Source organism: Acetobacter aceti NBRC 14818 (genome assembly GCF_000193495.2).
GTDB classification, from domain to species: domain Bacteria; phylum Pseudomonadota; class Alphaproteobacteria; order Acetobacterales; family Acetobacteraceae; genus Acetobacter; species Acetobacter aceti.
In genome coordinates this window covers 3,559,657-3,575,572 of sequence record NZ_AP023410.1, presented here as the reverse complement: position 1 = coordinate 3,575,572, position 15,916 = coordinate 3,559,657, and the positions used below count along the sequence as shown (strand labels likewise).

Genomic DNA, 15,916 nt, shown 5'->3' with positions numbered 1-15,916 from the left:
GTGGATGCTTGCCGGAAGCTCATCGCAAGATCGAGCACCAGTTTTCAGGGAGAATAATCATGGAATCCACGACACTCATGGTGGAAGGCATGACCTGTGAGGGATGCGTGTCATCCGTCAAACGTGCGCTGGAGGGTATTCCCGGTGTGAAATCCGCCGTGCCGTCTCTGGAAAAAGGCACCGTTAAGATCGAGTATGACCCCAAGGAAACGGGGCCACGCAATTTCGCGCCTTCCATCGAAGCCGCAGGCTTTGAAGTGGTCGGCTGACTTCCGGTCGCAAGAAACTATAGCGTCATGCGGACAGCACGCGGGGGGAATGCCGTCTGCCGTCTTCCCTGAGGGTGGCAGTCATGGCAAAAGCCGTGAGACGATGGGCGTGAACGCAAGCCCGGCTTGCCCGACCAGAATTCGAGACGAACGAGGAATGACTGTGGCGTCTTCAACCAGTTCCAGCCTGCGCAGAAACGTCAGAAAGTGGCTTGTTCCGGGCTTAATTCTCTGCCTTTCGGGCTGTGCCGCCGAGACCGGACGGATGTGGAACGATACGGATGTGTCCTGCCTGCGCAAGCAACTGGGCAGTGCAGTCCATTCGTCATTCCCACTGGCAGCCAACACCTGCCAGCGTATGACCAATCACGGGTTCATGTTTGGTGAAGCAACCGCGAAGCCCATTCCGCTGGAACTGCACAATGCGCCAGACCTGCAGGCGCTCGCGGAAGAATACGGCTACAGCTACAAGAAATAAGCCGTTTCAGCTTTCCAGTTCGACATCCCAGTAGAGATAATCCCGCCAGCTATCGTGCAGATAGTTCGGCGGAAAGGCGCGCCCGTTATCCTGCAATTCCCATGAAGATGGCTGGACAGGCTGCCTGCGGGGGAACATACGGATCTCGTGCGGCATCCGCGATCCCTTGAGCAGATTACAGGTGCTGCACGCCGTCACGATATTTTCCCACGTTGTCCGACCTCCCCGGCTGCGCGGGATGACATGATCGAACGTCAGATCGTGAGTGGGAAGCTGGTCATTACAATACTGGCAGGAAAAATTGTCCCGCAGGAAAAGATTGAAGCGGGTAAAGGCCGGTCTGCGTGCTGTCGGGACATATTCCTTCAGCGCGATGACGCTTGGAAGCCGCATGCTGCAGCTTGGAGAATGTACTTCCTCGTCGTATTCGCTCAGCACCGATACACGGTCGAGGCAGACAGCCTTGATCGTGTCCTGCCATGACCAGAGCGAAAGCGGAAAGTAGGAAAGTGGTCTGAAATCTGCGTTCAAAACGAGCGATGGATAGTGCATACTGCCAGCCGACAAGGCGCGCTTCCTTTTCCCGGAGACGGCTCATGATCCGCATTTGGCAAACTCGAAACTGCACACCAAAGGGTCACGCGTCGTCGAGAAGTGTTATTAAAGTATAAGCGCAGCTTTTTTCAGACTGCAAGGAAAGTTCGCGCCGCAAGACATGAGGTTTCTGTGACAGCCGGTCGTGACGACAGCTTTCCGTTGAGCGCCTAAGCATGACACTTTCCCTTTTTTGCATGCAGGACCATTGGGTTACACGCTTTGCGCCCAGTCCTACCGGCCCCCTGCATCTCGGTCACATCGCCGCTGCTTTTTTTGCCCGACGGCACGCGGATCATGGCGGCCGGTTCCTGCTGCGTATCGAGGATATCGACACCGTGCGCTGCCGTGAGGTCTTCATTCGGGAAGCTCTCGACGATCTGACGTGGACGGGGCTGCGCTGGGAAGCAGGCGTGCTACGGCAATCGGAACGGTTTCCACTCTATCAACAAACCCTTGATGCTCTCAGGCATGAGGGATTGATCTATCCCTGCTTCTGCTCACGGGCAGATGTGGCGCGGGAAGCGGCAGCGGCTTTTTCCGCTCCCCATCATGCCCCGGACGGCAGCCTGCTTTACCCCGGAACCTGCCGCCATCTGGATGAAGCCGAACGCGCGCAGAGGATTGTCGCCGGAGAGCCCTACGCGCTTCGGCTGGACGCGCAGAAAGCACTGGACAGGTTGAGCACCCCGGCCCTCACCTATCAGGAGCTCAATCGCGGACCTGTTGTCTGTCATCCCGGTCTGTTCGGAGACGTCGTGCTGGCGCGCAAGGATACGCCCGCCTCTTATCATCTCTGCGTCACCCATGATGATGCGGCTCAGGGCGTAACTCTGGTGACTCGTGGAGAAGAACTCCGGGATGTCACGGCCGTTCATCGTCTGTTGCAGGAGCTGATGAAATGGCCTGAGCCTGTTTATGCCTTTCATCCGTTACTGATAGATTCGGCAGGCAAAAAACTCTCCAAACGCGACGGGGCCCTGTCGATCAAAGCCATGCGGGAAAGCGGCATGAGTCCGGAAGAAGTGCGCAAGGCGGCGGGCGTTACGCTCTGAGGATCTGCGTCCTGTTACACAGAAAAACTGGAGCTGTGCGTAAGGACAGTCATTCTCCGCCGTGTCGTAACCCGACATGATTTAATCCGGAGATTTAAGAGTTAAATGACTTCCTACACGTCACGTTGGACTATTGCAGACGCCCTCAAGGTACACGCTGACGATCCGACTACAACCATGCCCGTAATTGCCCAGAACTTCCCGACAATGGATGAGTCGGTGATGATCTGGGACACGGGCGCACTTCGCAACATTCACGGCCAGACCGTCACATTTAAGGGGTGGCACGTTATCTGGTCGCTCGCGGTCGACAAGATCGACCTGAACAATGATGACATTTATGACGAATGGCATTCCCGCAACGACCGCGCCTATATCGGTTACTGGTATTCCCGCACAGGTAATGGCGCTGACTGGCAGTGGGGCGGCCGTCTTCTGAACACCTCCGCCGATCTCCGTCCGCATGAATGGTCCGGTGGACTGGTCATGCGCGAAGGCACGGGCAATGTCGTCGACATGTTCTATACATCCGAAGCGGATTCCCCGATCAACCAGTCCGTTCCGTCCGTTTCCACCGGTCAGATCTTCGCTGACGCAAACGGTGTCTGGTTCGGAGGCTTCAAGACCACAACAGAAATGTTCTCGGCTGACGGCATTCACAACGCCAATTCCCAGCAGGACGAATATTTTGACTTCCGCGACCCGCATCCGTTCGTAAATCCGGCCGATGGCCGCGTCTATTGCCTCTATGAAAGCAATGTCGCCGGTATGCGTGGCGAGTTTACAATTGGCAGCGAGGAACAGGGCGTTCTGCCTCCCGGTTTTGCTGTCGATGCCGGCGCACAGTATGGCGCTGCCTCCATCGGCATCGCGGTGCTGGATGACGGCGCATACAAGAGCGGCGACTTTTCAACCGCACGCTGGACACAGCTTGACCCACTGGTCACGGCTCTGGGCGTGAACGATCAGATGGAGCGGCCGCATATCGTGTTCCGTGACAACCTGACGTATCTGTTCACGATCAGCCATCACAGCACCTACAGCGGTGGTCTGTCCGGTCCAGACGGTGTTTACGGCTTTGTTTCCGAAAACGGTCTTTTCGGTCCCTACAAGCCGCTGAACTCTTCCGGTCTGGTTCTGGGCAATCCGTCCAGCGCGCCTTACGAAACCTATTCCCACTTTGTGGACCCGGATGGTTACGTGCAGGCCTTCATCGATACACTCCCGGCTCCGGGTGAAGATCCCAACAACCCGGAAAACTTCCGGATTGGTGCGACCCTTTCACCAACCGTGAAGATCGAACTCGACGGTGACCGCACCTTCCTGTCGGAAGTTCACGGTTATGGTCAGGTCTATGCACAGGCCGCGTGGCCGGTAGGCAATGCGTGGGATCATCGTCCGGCCACGGTCTGATCTTTCAGCATCATTACAGTGGGTCATGATTCCGTGATCTGACTGTGTTTTTCATAAGAACCGGAGACCGGCGTTGCCCAGCAGCACCGGTTTTCTGGCGTTTATTGAATCCTGACGACGTGTTTCCCGCTGGCCGCTACATCACGGCCCTCACAGGAACCGGTTCCTCATTGCGGAAAAAACCTCTATCGTGCCGCGCCGTCGGCGTGGGGCCGACCACCGGAGCCGCAAGAACCCCGGACTTCATTTCCCAGGATCAAAACCTATGTCCTTCATTGCCGACCGCCTGAACAAGATCAGCCCGAGCCAGACCATTGCCATCTCGGCAAAAGCGCGCGCTCTCAAGGCGGAAGGTCGGGACATTATCAGCCTCTCCGCTGGCGAGCCTGATTTCGACACCCCCGCCAGCATCAAGGCGGCGGCGATCAAGGCAATCGAAACCGGCCAGACGAAATACACGGACGTCGCGGGTACCCCTGCCCTCCGCGCCGCCGTCGCCGAGCGCTTTCGGCTGGACTCCGGACTGGACTACAAGCCTGAGGAAATCATCGTTTCCACCGGTGGCAAGCAGGTGATCTATAACGCCATGGTCGCCACCATCAATAAAGGTGACGAGGCGATCATTCCCGCCCCGTGCTGGGTGTCCTATCCCGACATCGTGGCGCTGGCTGACGGTATCCCGGTGATCGTTCCGTGTCGTGCGGAGAACGGCTTCAAACTGACCGCTGAGGATCTCGAAGCGGCCATCACGCCGAAGACCAAATGGTTCTTCCTGAACTCGCCCTGCAACCCGACGGGTGCGACCTATTCGGCTGAAGATCTGCGTCCCCTATGCGACGTGCTGCTGAAGCACCCGCATGTCTGGGTTTTCACTGACGATATCTATGACAAGCTGGTCTATGACGGCTTCAAGCCCGCTACCATTGTGCAGGTGGAACCGCGTCTGCGCGACCGCACCGTCACCATGAACGGCGTGTCCAAAGCCTACGCCATGACCGGCTGGCGCATTGGTTTCTCCGGCGCACCGCTGGAGTTGACCAAGGCGATGAACAAGCTGCAGGGACAGTCCACGTCCAACCCCTGCTCCATCGCACAGGCCGCAGCACTTGAAGCTGTCAGTGGTCCGCAGGACTTCATTGCTACGATGTGCGAGACCTATCGCGAGCGCCGTGATCTGGTCGTGTCGATGCTCAATCAGGCTTCCGGAATTACCTGCGGTCGTCCGGAAGGCGCGTTTTATGTCTTCCCGTCGATGAGCGGCTGCCTCGGCAAGCGCACCCAGAAGGGCGTGATCATCGACAGGGACGAGGCGTTTGTGACGGCTCTGCTCGACGAAGAAGGCGTCGCCGCCGTGCATGGTTCCGCGTTTATGTTCGCCGGACATTTCCGTGTGTCCTATGCGACGGATACGGAAAGCCTGCGTGAAGCCTGTACCCGCATCCAGCGCTTCTGCGCCAGCCTGAGCTAAAGGGAGACAGGCTCGCCATGACCGCTACCGCCACGGGGCCAACGCTCGCCCATCGTCTTGAAGGACTTCCCGCTCCCGCGACCATCGAAATGGCGCGGAGGGCCAGAGAACTGAGAGCCGAGGGACACGAGGTCATTTCGCTGGCCCTTGGCGAGCCTGATTTTCCGACACCTGCCGTTGCGATTGAAGCAGCGCATCAGGCAGCGCTCGCAGGCAAGACGAAATATCCGCCAGTGGATGGCACGCCGGAACTGAAAGCAGCAGTCGCCCGCAAGTTCAGCCGTGAAAACGGTCTGGACTTTGCTGCCGACGAGTTGATGGTCTCGAACGGCGGCAAGCAGGTGATCTTCAACGCCTTCATGGCGACGATCAATCCCGGTGACGAGGTCGTGGTCCCTGCCCCTTACTGGGTGAGCTATCCCCTGATCGCCAGAATGTTCGGCGGCGTACCGGTCCATCCGGTCTGCGACGAAGCCGATGGCTTCAGCCTGAAACCCGAACGTCTCGCCGCCGTCATGACGCCACGCACCAAATGGCTGGTGCTGAGCTTCCCGAACAATCCGACAGGCGGGCTATGCTCGGAGGACGACCTGCGCGGCATTGCCGAAGTTCTCCGTGCTTATCCGAATGTCTGGATTCTCTCTGACGAGATCTATGAACATCTCGTCTTCGACAATAATCGTTTCACCTCTTTCGCCGCGATTGCGCCGGATCTGAAAGACCGCATCGTCACCATGAATGGCGTCGCCAAGGCTTACGCCATGACCGGCTGGCGCGTGGGTTATGCTGGCGGTCCCAAGCGTCTGATTGCCGCGATGCGCAGCGTCCAGAGCAACGCGACATCAGGCGTCTGCACGGTCGCTCAGGCCGCAGCAGCCGCGGCGCTGGACAGCCCGCCAGACCTGATCCGGGACATGGTCGTCACTTACGAACGCCGCCGTAATCTGATGGTCGCTGCTTTGCGCAACATTCCCGGCCTGACCTGCGCCAATCCTGCGGGCGCTTTCTATGTTTATCCGGGTATTGCCGGGTGCCTTGGTCGCGTCACTGCCGGAGGACGCAGACTGGACACGGATACTGATTTCGCCATGGCGTTATTGGAAGAGGCTCATGTCGCTACTGTACCGGGCAGCGCGTTCGGGCTTGCGCCTTATTTGCGGCTGTCCTGCGCAACGACGGATGCAGCACTGAAAGAGGCATGCGCCCGTATAGAAGGATTTATCCGCACGTTGAAATAATGGCAGATGCCGTGCGGGATAGGCAGACGGTCCGTTTTCAGGATGGCGATGTGCCAGACGGGCGTTTGCCTACCCCGATAGCTATCCGAAGAATAGAATCCGGACCATAAATCAGGCGGCGGGCAGAAGCTCCAACTCGTCAGGCTTCTGCTGAAGTGGCGGAGTCTGCCAACGTCCTTGATCAATATTGATGATTTCCCGGTCAATATCGCCAATGACCTGCCGTGAGAACGGGCCGAGATGCAGATAGAGAGCGCTTGTCATGACCACATAGGGCAACGCTTTTGGGTTATGCAGGGCACAGTCCAGTAACATACGCCAGAACTGCCGTCCTGTTCCCGGTCCGGCGCGATTAATGCGGAAGAGCAGGCGAACGAAGCTGCGAAGATCACCCCGTATCATCCGGTGAGTACGCTTGCGACCGAGCATCCGGCCCAGCCTGCGGACACGATCGAAATAAGCAGCCGGTTCGTAAATTGCCTTTAGCACCGTCCTGTAATCATCAAGCACATCCCGACGAGGCCGTTTTGTCTCGAAGTTCAACCCTGCGGTACACTGATCCCCGGATTGCGGCTGTCCGTCGTCTGAGAAGAGCCGTCCTTCATCCAGCAGACGACGCGTGAGCTGGGTCGTTGGCAGCGCATAAAGCAGGCCGACCATGCAGACCGGGATCGCCGTGTCTTCGATACAGTCGATCATGCCAGCCGCAACGCTGCCCTTCTCACTGTCGAAACCGACAATGAAACCCGCGTTCACGAAAATCCCGGCTCTGTGAATCGTGGCGATGCTCTGTTGCAGACTGCGGCGGGTATTCTGCTTTTTCTGCGTCATGACCAGCGTGTCTGTGTCGGGACTTTCGATTCCGACAAAGACAGCGAAGAAATTGCTTTCGGCCAGGTCTTCCAGCAGATCGGGATCGTCGGCGAGATTGATCGACGCTTCGGTCGAGAACTCGAACGGAAAGCGTTTTTCGTCCTGCCAGCGCTTCAGATCAGGCAGAAATTTCCTCAGCGCCTTTTTGTTGCCGATCAGATTGTCATCGACAAAATCGACATGCCCGCGATAACCGAGCGCATACAGAGCATCCAGCTCGGCCAGAACCTGTTCATTCGTCTTGGTGCGCGGCACCCGGCCATACAGTTCGATAATGTCGCAGAATTCGCAGCTGAACGGGCAGCCGCGCGAGAACTGAACCCCGACATGCAGATACTGATCCAGCTTCAGCAGATCAAAACGCGGCAGCGGACTCAGGGTCACATCCGTCTTGCCCATAGGGGCCTTGAAAACGCCCTGTCTGAGACCACTCCGCCATGCCGCGATGAAGTCGACCATAATCTCCTCGGCTTCTCCGAGAACCTGAAAGTTCGCGGCGGCATAGATATCCGGGCTGGATGTAACATCCGGGCCGCCCACCACCACCGGTTTTCCACCGGCGCGACATTTCTCGATGATCTGCACGGCGTCGTTTCGCTGGGGGAGCATCCCTCCGGTCATCACCATGTCGGCCCAGGCGAAATCCGCATCCGTCAGGAGCTCGGTATTACGATTGATCAGTCTGATCTCCCAATTTTTCGGGAGCAATGCCGCGACGGTGATCAGCCCAAGCGGCGCTGCCGGATAGCGGGCGCCAGCCAGATCACAGGCTTCCTTGTAATTCCAGAATGAACCGGCGTTAAAAAGCGGAAAGATCATCAGGACCTTGCAGCTGTCGGTCATCACGGAGAGATCCTTTGATAAAACAGCTGATCACGCTCAAAGCGGGAGATTGCCCATTTTGAGCGAAAGCATGCCGGACCGCGAAACGGCCTCGTTCAGTTTTAGGAAATTGGTATGCCGCGAACGCCTTTTATCGGCGTCGGCTCAGGAAGTCCGACCGGCAACATCCTGACAAAAGGTCGTCACATGACCCTCTGCTCAAGGGAATAATCTTTTATAAGCCCAATATTCTGAAATGGCGATAGAGCAACGACAGCGGGCTACTCTCTGTGCCCCGCCAATGACGACGTAATCAGCCCTGCTCAGGCTGCCCATAACGACCCGACCAAGCCTTGTTTGACAAGCCCCCTTCTCCTGACGAGTTGCTGACAGCATACGCCCTGAGACAATATTCCTGTTATTTCAACTTGCGGTAGACAAGGTGTGAGCGAAGACGACGGAGCGCCGACACGGCAGGCTTCGGCAGATAATCACGGAGCGCCATCTGTAACCGTCGATCCGCAGGCAGGCCCGGTCGCCGCAGATAATATGTGCTTTCGAACTGTCGTTCAAACACCTGCAGATCGTGTTTGTAAAAATACGTGATCAAAGCGCGTCGTGATCCGGTGATCAGCGGACGGGGATAACCGTGAAGCGCGATTTCTGACTGTTCCATGATCAGCGTGCGACCAAACAGGGGAGCAACCTGCACCTCCGGCCGACAGGCAAAAGCGTCCCAGAGTTCCAGTTCTCCCCCATCTCCTTCCCGCCATCCTTCGTTGAGATAGGTAATCACCACCAACACATTCCGCAGTTTGGTGTCCGGATGCTTCTGAAAATCAACGTGAATTTCGAAATGCCCGTCGTGTCGAGCTTCATGAAGGCCGCCACCAAACAGCGTCAGGTCAGGCTGAAGGCCGGAAAGGCCGGTCAGCGTTTCAAGAAAAGAGACAAAGGCGGCGGAATGAAGGGTCTCGAAATAAGCCAGCATCGCAGGCGGCATATCTTCAAGGTTATTCAGAATTCTCTTGCTCTGCAGGCGCGTATAATGCGGCTCCCACGCTTCATGCCGGATATCCGGACTTTCCTTCAGAACGGCTGACAGATGAGCCGGATCAAACAGGCGATCCATCACAAGATGCGGGTAAGGCCGGGCTGACCGAAACTGTTGCGCATATGCAGTGGTCAAAGCCGGGTCAGGCGGTGTCCATAGACTGTTCCTGATCTTGCTGTACTCTGCTGCGGATAAAATCGTATTCATGTACGCCCGCCTCTCGGCCTTATCATTTCTGCACGGGCTTTCCTTCAGAGACGAACATCCCGTCCTGATTGGCATCACCGCAAATATTTTTTAGACAAAAGATATTAAAAGAGAACGTAAACGATCACATCAATAGCCAATAAAAATCAGGATGGACGTCAGGTCTTCATCCATGCACGATTACACCATGACCCAAAGCTTCGCATCCCTGTCTTTCCCCCGCCCAACAGAAGCCAGCCTCGCAGAAGGTTTTGGTTCTGTAACTGTCCTTCTTGATAGAAATGACCTCAAGGGCGCTCTATCACGCTTCGACCGTGAGCGCCGCAGCTTTGAAAGCTGGGCGGCGCTTGTCTATCTGCGTTTTGCTCAGGATACGACAAGCGAAGAAGCAAAGCAGGATCGCGATTACGCGGATCGCCTGACACCCAAGGCGACGGCGCACGAAGTCACACTGAAAAAGCGTTTCCTCTCCGAACAGTTCCATGACGCGACAGCCGCCATTGTCGGTCCACACGTCATCGCCCTCTGGAAAAGCGACATCACGACATTCGACCCACGGATCGAAAACGCGCTCGAAGAAGAAGCGCGTCTGACAAGCGAATACACTGCCCTGCTCGCCTCGGCCCGAATCGAAATCGAAGGTCAAACCGTCAACCTGTCCGGTCTTGCGCCCTGGATGGAGCATCCTGATCGCGCCATACGCCACGCCGCCGAGCAGGCGAGATGGGCGTTCTTCGCCGAACATGGAGAGACGCTCGACACGCTCTTCGGGCGACTGGTCGAGCTGCGCACGGACATGGCCCGCACGCTTGGCTTCGAGACCTATACGCCGCTTGGCTACCGTCGCCTGCGCCGCGTCGATTACAGCCCGGAAGAAGTCGCCCGTTTCCGCGAAGAAGTCGTCACCCACGTCACACCGCTGGTCGCGTCGCTGCTGGAACAACGCCGCGAAGAAATGGGCTGGCCCACCCTGAACTACTGGGACGAGAGCTTCGTCGACCCCAGAGGCAACCCGAAGCCCGCCGGAGATTATGACCTGCTCATCGAGCGCGCCCAGACCATGTTCGACCGCATGTCAGGTGATCTCGGACCGTTCTTCAAGAGCATGGTGTCGGGTGGTTACGTCGATCTCAAGAACCGGGACGGCAAGGCTGGCGGCGGTTTCTGCACCGCTTTCCCTGATGTCGGGATGCCGTTCATCTTCGCCAATTTCAACGGCACGCATGGCGATATCAATGTCTTCACCCATGAGATGGGACACGCCTACCAGAACTGGCGCAGCCGCGATCTGCCGACCATCGACGAATTGTGGCCGACCATGGAAGCGGCGGAAATCGACTCCATGGGGCTGGAGTTTCTGACATGGCCGCACATGGAGCTAATGGTTGAAGATGGCGCTGCCGACCGTTTCCGTCGGATGCATCTGATCGGCTCGCTGAGCTTCCTGCCCTATGGCGTGTGCGTCGATCACTTCCAGCATGAAGTATATGCCAACCCGACCATGACAGCGCAGGAGCGTCACGAAACATGGCGGCGTCTGGAGCGCCATTACATGCCGTGGCGTGACTACGGCGACCTGTCCTATCCGGCGCACGGCGGACGCTGGCAGGCGCAGGGGCATATCTACCGCAACCCGTTCTATTACATCGACTATACGCTTGCGCTCTGCTGCGCGATGCAGCTCTGGCTTCAGTCCCGGCGCGACGAGCCGGCAGCGATGAAAGCCTATGAAGGGCTGTGCGCGCAGGGAGGATCAGCCCCGTTCACCGGACTGATCGCCAGGGCCGGGCTTGTCTCACCGTTCGCCTCCGGCGTACTGGCCGACGTTGTTCAGGAAGCGGCTGATTTTCTGGAAAACGGTCCGCGTTAAGGCTCAAAACCTTCGGCACCTGCGTCAGATCAAACATCTGGCGCAGGACGTCACAGTTTTCAGCCTGCGCCTTTTTCAAGCTTATCCAGCTTGACGGTCAGATGCCCCACCTTGGGATGATCGATTTCCGTTCGCACCGGCACCGGCCCATACCCGTCCACATTGATGAACCACACTGTTCCACCATGAGGTTCGCGCAAGGCTTTCGCCTGATGCCCCTTGATGAAGCCTGCGGTCTGATATCCGGAAAATTCGCAGCGCATCGCCGGAACCTTTCGGTCCTCAAAGACGTCGGGTTTCATGTCCTGTCCCGTCGTCTTCAGCGTGAAGTGTGACACCCTGATCCCGTCGAACACATCATAGGTGCCATCACAAAGGCCCGTCTTCCGAACCGTCAGAATGACCTTCGCCATGGTGGTCAGAATATCCGTTCCGCGCTGTCGCAGTTCATCTGGTACCGGCTCGCGATCCGTCTCTGTCGGCTCCAGCAAAGTGACAACAGGCTGGCCCTGCGGATAATCAAGAACAACGTGACGCTGGGCCGATCGACTCAGTCCCTGACTGTCATAGCGGGACGGCAGCACGACATCGTTCTGAATGGCACCGGTCGCGACAGACTGGATACGCAGTCTGGTGAAGATACTGAGCAGTCCTTCGGCCCGCGCCTGCATGGCAACGTTATAATGTGTCTGTTCGAGCAGAAAGCTGGTCTCCAGCTTCATCACCGGAAACCAATGCGTATAAATCGTATATTTGATGTGGATTGCGCTATTAGCAGCGGGAGAACTGGCTTGCGATGCCTCCTGCGCACGGGCAGAGCCACCGACCAGAAAACACAGACAGCACGCGGACAGCAGCAATCGTCTCGCCGTCATCCTGTTGCGCAGGAAAAGGCTGCCGGTTCGGGGATGATTGTCGCTCAAACTGTTCACCGAGTGCTGTGATGGAAAACTTTCCTTTACATAAAACCAGAATCTTTCATTCGCCAAGTCCGCCCCAGCGTCCACGGTATCCCAGCCGCCCTGACAGGGTCTGGGCAATCGAGACCACAAGCCGTCCCATCGCCTCTGCCTGTTTCAGGGTATCTTTCGGTTTGGGCTGACTGATCCCCAAGCCCGCCACGACGTTCCCGGCAAGATCATGGACCGGTGCGGCAAAGCACCAGACGCCCACCTGCACCTGCTCGTCATCCACCGCATATCCCCGACGCCGCACCCCGGCGATTTCGTCCATCACGGCGACAGGAGCGGAGGCACCCGTCGTGGTTGGAGGGGCAGGCCAGGACGACATCGGGTAAAGCGTGAGCCATTTTCTCAGTGCGGCTCCCTCCATCGCCCCAAGCTGGGCCATGCCCGTTGCGGTGTACATGGCAGGCAGACGAAGCCCGACATTGTAATGGATGCCAAATCCCTTCTCGTTTGCACGGCTGGCGACATACACGACGTCCTCACCTTCCAGCGCGCTCAGACTGACAGTGTAGGCACCCAGTTCCGGCCTTTCACCAATCAGTTGATGAAACGCATTCAGCAGATCCTGTCTGGGACTGACCTGCACCGCCCAGTCGAGCAATCTGGAGCCAAGCCGGAAACCCCCTCCACCCGATCCTCCGGTGGTTTCCAGAAGCCCCAGTTCGGCCATCACTGTCACCAGCCCATGCGCCGAACTGCGGGGAAGATCGAGGAGACGGGCGATCGCCGCGGCATTGGGGGGCGTATCCTGCGTGCTGACAAGGTCCAGAATTTTCACTGCACGCCTGAGAGCCGGAACCGACTCACTCTCTTTCATCATTATCACCCATGAGTGTCCTTGACGTCGCTCTCAAGAATCGGATATATCCGAGATACGGGATCGTGTTCAATATAATGAACAATAAAAACCAGAACACGGTCTCGTCTAATACGCTGATAGAAGACTGCAGAAGCAGCTGTCTTCCCTGATACAGATCAGCCGATTTCAGACCAAAGAGCGATCATCTCCTCCCCGTCCCGCTTGCAGTCCTGCCTGCTGACCGGAGACGTCAGGCGGCCCGTCCAGCCTATCAGATTCTGAAGGTCCTCCTCTGCGGACAAGGCTCCAAGAGTTTCGCTATGCCCACAACAGGAAGATATATCCTGCACGCGCCAGCACCCTTCCTTCAGCAATCATGACTGAAACTGACGAAAGAGCGCTGCCCGTCGGACTTATCCGATTTCGATACCGATCTGCTTGACGTCATGGAACGACAGATCCGGGTTCATTTCCTCAGTGCGCCGCATCATGAAGCCTGAGCTGGCCAGAAACACCGGATCGCCATCCAGATCATCCGCCATCGAAGAGCGGTTCGCCATCATGAACGTCTCAAGTTTCGTCCGGTCACCTGTCACCCAGCGAGCCAGTGAGAACGGCGTGGAATCGAACCCGATGGCCACACCGTATTCGCCTTTCAGGCGCTCCTGAAGCACGTCCAGCTGAAGCGTTCCGACCACACCAACGATAGGCTGAGCGCCATCCTGCGGCCTGAAAAGCTGCACGACACCTTCTTCGGCAAGCTCGCTCAGGGCCTGCCGCAGCTTCTTGGCCTTCATCGCGTCATCCAGCCGCACACGACGCAGAATTTCCGGTGCGAAATACGGAACGCCCGTAAAGCGGATGGACTCCCCTTCCGTCAGCGTGTCGCCTATCCGCAGGGTGCCATGGTTGGGAATACCTACCACATCGCCAGCAAACGCCTCTTCAGCCAACTGACGATCACGGGCGAAGAAGAACTGCGGCGTATGCAGCACGAAGCTCTTGCCCGTGCGCGTATTCAGCAGCCGCATCCCGCGGGTCAGTTTGCCTGAACAGACACGGGCGAAAGCGATGCGATCCCGGTGATTCGGGTCCATGTTCGCCTGAATCTTGAACACCAGCGCCGTCATCTGCGCCTCGTCCGCCGTGACCGTGCGGTTTTCCGTGTTCTGGGCACGCGGCGCTGGGCCAAAGGCGACCAGCGCATCCAGCAGATCGGTGACGCCAATCTCTTTCATGGCGCTACCGAAGAACACTGGTGTCAGATGACCTTCATCAAACGACTCACGGTCAAATTCAGGAAGAGCGGCCTCGACAAGCTCAAGCTCTTCCCGCACCTGCACCATACGCGGATCGCTCTCCTCGACCGGCACCGTCGTGTGGACCTCGCCATTTCGGATGTCATACGTGCCGATAAAGGTCGCGGCCCGACCAATCGGCCATGTCAGTGGGGTCGTATCGAGCGCCAGCGAGGAAGAAATTTCGTCCAGTATCTCGAACGGGTCACGCGACTCACGGTCCATCTTGTTGATGAACGTGACGATGGGAATGTCGCGGAGACGGCAGATCTCGAACAGCTTGCGTGTCCGGTCCTCAATACCCTTGGCGGCATCGATCACCATCACGGCGGAATCAACGGCGGTCAGCGTCCGGTAGGTGTCTTCCGAGAAGTCTTCATGGCCCGGCGTGTCCAGCAGGTTGAAAACGCAGCCACCATATTCAAAGGTCATCACGGACGTGACGACAGAAATGCCACGATCACGCTCAATGCCCATCCAGTCAGAACGCGTCCGACGCCTCTCCCCTTTCGCCCTGACGTTACCCGCCATCTGGATGGCTCCGCCCGCTCGGAGAATCCGTTCTGTCAGCGTCGTCTTACCGGCGTCAGGATGGGAAATGATGGCAAAGGTACGTCGCCGACTGATGGCTCCGGCAAGAGAAGACTGGGGCGCGGGGCCGTCATTGATGTCTGTCATGGCGAGAGAGGCTCTGGACTGGGGGAGAAAAAACAGGAACGCCGGACAGAGAGTGTCTCCGCCCGGCGTCTGAAAAAGCACCTGGCCCGCAAGAGCCAGAGCGTCCTGAAATCAGCGAGAGTAGAACTCGACCACCAGGTTCGGTTCCATCTGCACCGGATATGGCACATCGGACAGCTTCGGAGCGCGCAGGAACGAGCCCTTCATCTGACGGTGGTCCACTTCCATGTATTCCGGAACATCGCGCTCGCCGCTCTGCGAGGCATCCAGAACAGCGGCAAGCTGCTTGGACTTTTCGCGAACTTCGATCACGTCACCTTCGCGAACGAGGTAGGACGGGATGTTCACTTTCTTGCCGTTAACCAGCACATGACCGTGGTTCACGAACTGACGTGCAGCAAACGGCGTTACTGCGAACTTCAGACGGTAAACAACGGCGTCCAGACGACGCTCCAGCAGACCGATCAGGTTCTCGGAGGTATCGCCCTTACGACGAACAGCCTCTTCGTAGTATTTACGGAACTGCTTCTCGCTGATGTTACCGTAGTAACCCTTCAGCTTCTGCTTCGCCATCAGCTGGACGGAGAAGTCGGAAGGCTTGCCCTTACGACGCTGGCCATGCTGACCCGGACCGTATTCCCGCTTGTTGACCGGCGACTTGGCGCGGCCCCACAGGTTTACGCCAAGGCGGCGATTAATCTTGTACTTGCTCTCAAGGCGCTTGCTCATGGGCGCGCTCTACTTTCATAAAACAGCCACACCCGACCTTGCGGCCTGATATGGCTTGTGACGCCGATAGTCCCCAGTCCGGAACAGACTGAAGCGGGCGCGT

General features: G+C 57.6%; 14 protein-coding genes. 7 read left to right on the top strand and 7 right to left on the bottom strand.

The annotated features are described in order from the left end of the window. Positions 1–59 precede the first annotated feature (59 nt). Together EMQ_RS16370 and EMQ_RS16365 are read left to right on the top strand one after the other, a co-directional pair. Positions 60–269 carry a heavy-metal-associated domain-containing protein gene (locus EMQ_RS16370; protein ID WP_010666431.1) on the top strand — a complete coding sequence of 70 codons (210 nt, stop codon included), beginning with the start codon at positions 60–62 and terminating at the stop codon, positions 267–269. Between the two features lie 157 nt (positions 270–426). Next, positions 427–747: a hypothetical protein gene (locus tag EMQ_RS16365; RefSeq protein ID WP_010666432.1), complete on the top strand. Its 321-nt coding sequence runs from the start codon at positions 427–429 to the stop codon at positions 745–747. Positions 748–753: 6 nt separating this feature from the next. Here the strand turns inward: EMQ_RS16365 and EMQ_RS16360 are convergent, their stop codons facing one another. Then, complete coding sequence (locus tag EMQ_RS16360; RefSeq protein WP_018307685.1) at positions 754–1,299, bottom strand: HNH endonuclease; 546 nt, start codon at positions 1,297–1,299, stop codon at positions 754–756. A 239-nt stretch (positions 1,300–1,538) separates the two neighbouring features. On the opposite strand from EMQ_RS16360, the gene gluQRS reads away from it, so the two are divergent. The 4 genes from gluQRS (at position 1,539) to EMQ_RS16340 (ending at position 6,515) form a co-directional block, all read left to right on the top strand. Then, a complete protein-coding gene (gluQRS, locus tag EMQ_RS16355; protein ID WP_010666434.1) occupies positions 1,539–2,396 on the top strand; it encodes a tRNA glutamyl-Q(34) synthetase GluQRS in 858 nt (285 codons plus the stop codon). A 105-nt stretch (positions 2,397–2,501) separates the two neighbouring features. After that, entirely contained in the window at positions 2,502–3,809 is a 1,308-nt protein-coding gene (locus tag EMQ_RS16350; RefSeq protein ID WP_026199939.1) for a glycoside hydrolase family 68 protein, read from the top strand. Positions 3,810–4,074: 265 nt separating this feature from the next. Further along, the gene (locus tag EMQ_RS16345; protein ID WP_010666436.1) at positions 4,075–5,277 is read left to right on the top strand and encodes a pyridoxal phosphate-dependent aminotransferase; all 1,203 of its coding nucleotides are present in this window, start codon (positions 4,075–4,077) and stop codon (positions 5,275–5,277) included. A 17-nt stretch (positions 5,278–5,294) separates the two neighbouring features. Next, a complete protein-coding gene (locus tag EMQ_RS16340; protein ID WP_018307686.1) occupies positions 5,295–6,515 on the top strand; it encodes a pyridoxal phosphate-dependent aminotransferase in 1,221 nt (406 codons plus the stop codon). Positions 6,516–6,626: 111 nt separating this feature from the next. Here EMQ_RS16340 and EMQ_RS16335 read toward each other — a convergent pair whose 3' ends face one another. After that, positions 6,627–8,231 (bottom strand): B12-binding domain-containing radical SAM protein, encoded by a 1,605-nt coding sequence (locus EMQ_RS16335; protein WP_010667401.1) that lies wholly within the window; start codon positions 8,229–8,231, stop codon positions 6,627–6,629. Positions 8,232–8,628: 397 nt separating this feature from the next. Then, on the bottom strand, positions 8,629–9,471 hold the full coding sequence (locus EMQ_RS16330) for a 2OG-Fe(II) oxygenase (RefSeq protein ID WP_196800542.1): 843 nt from the start codon (positions 9,469–9,471) through the stop codon (positions 8,629–8,631). Positions 9,472–9,658: 187 nt separating this feature from the next. On the opposite strand from EMQ_RS16330, the gene EMQ_RS16325 reads away from it, so the two are divergent. Then, the gene (locus EMQ_RS16325; RefSeq protein WP_026199942.1) at positions 9,659–11,341 is read left to right on the top strand and encodes a M3 family oligoendopeptidase; all 1,683 of its coding nucleotides are present in this window, start codon (positions 9,659–9,661) and stop codon (positions 11,339–11,341) included. 59 nt (positions 11,342–11,400) lie between these two features. On the opposite strand, the gene EMQ_RS16320 is transcribed toward EMQ_RS16325, so the two are convergent. The 4 genes from EMQ_RS16320 to rpsD all read right to left on the bottom strand — a co-directional run bounded on the left by EMQ_RS16320 (position 11,401) and on the right by rpsD (position 15,813). Further along, complete coding sequence (locus EMQ_RS16320; protein WP_231367897.1) at positions 11,401–12,264, bottom strand: DUF3108 domain-containing protein; 864 nt, start codon at positions 12,262–12,264, stop codon at positions 11,401–11,403. A gap of 55 nt (positions 12,265–12,319) precedes the next feature. Continuing rightward, positions 12,320–13,129, bottom strand: coding sequence for an IclR family transcriptional regulator (locus EMQ_RS16315; RefSeq protein ID WP_010666341.1), 810 nt, complete (start codon positions 13,127–13,129; stop codon positions 12,320–12,322). Between the two features lie 392 nt (positions 13,130–13,521). Then, complete coding sequence (locus EMQ_RS16310) at positions 13,522–15,084, bottom strand: peptide chain release factor 3 (protein ID WP_026199943.1); 1,563 nt, start codon at positions 15,082–15,084, stop codon at positions 13,522–13,524. A 111-nt stretch (positions 15,085–15,195) separates the two neighbouring features. After that, entirely contained in the window at positions 15,196–15,813 is a 618-nt protein-coding gene (rpsD, locus tag EMQ_RS16305; protein ID WP_010666343.1) for a 30S ribosomal protein S4, read from the bottom strand. Positions 15,814–15,916: the final 103 nt, after the last annotated feature.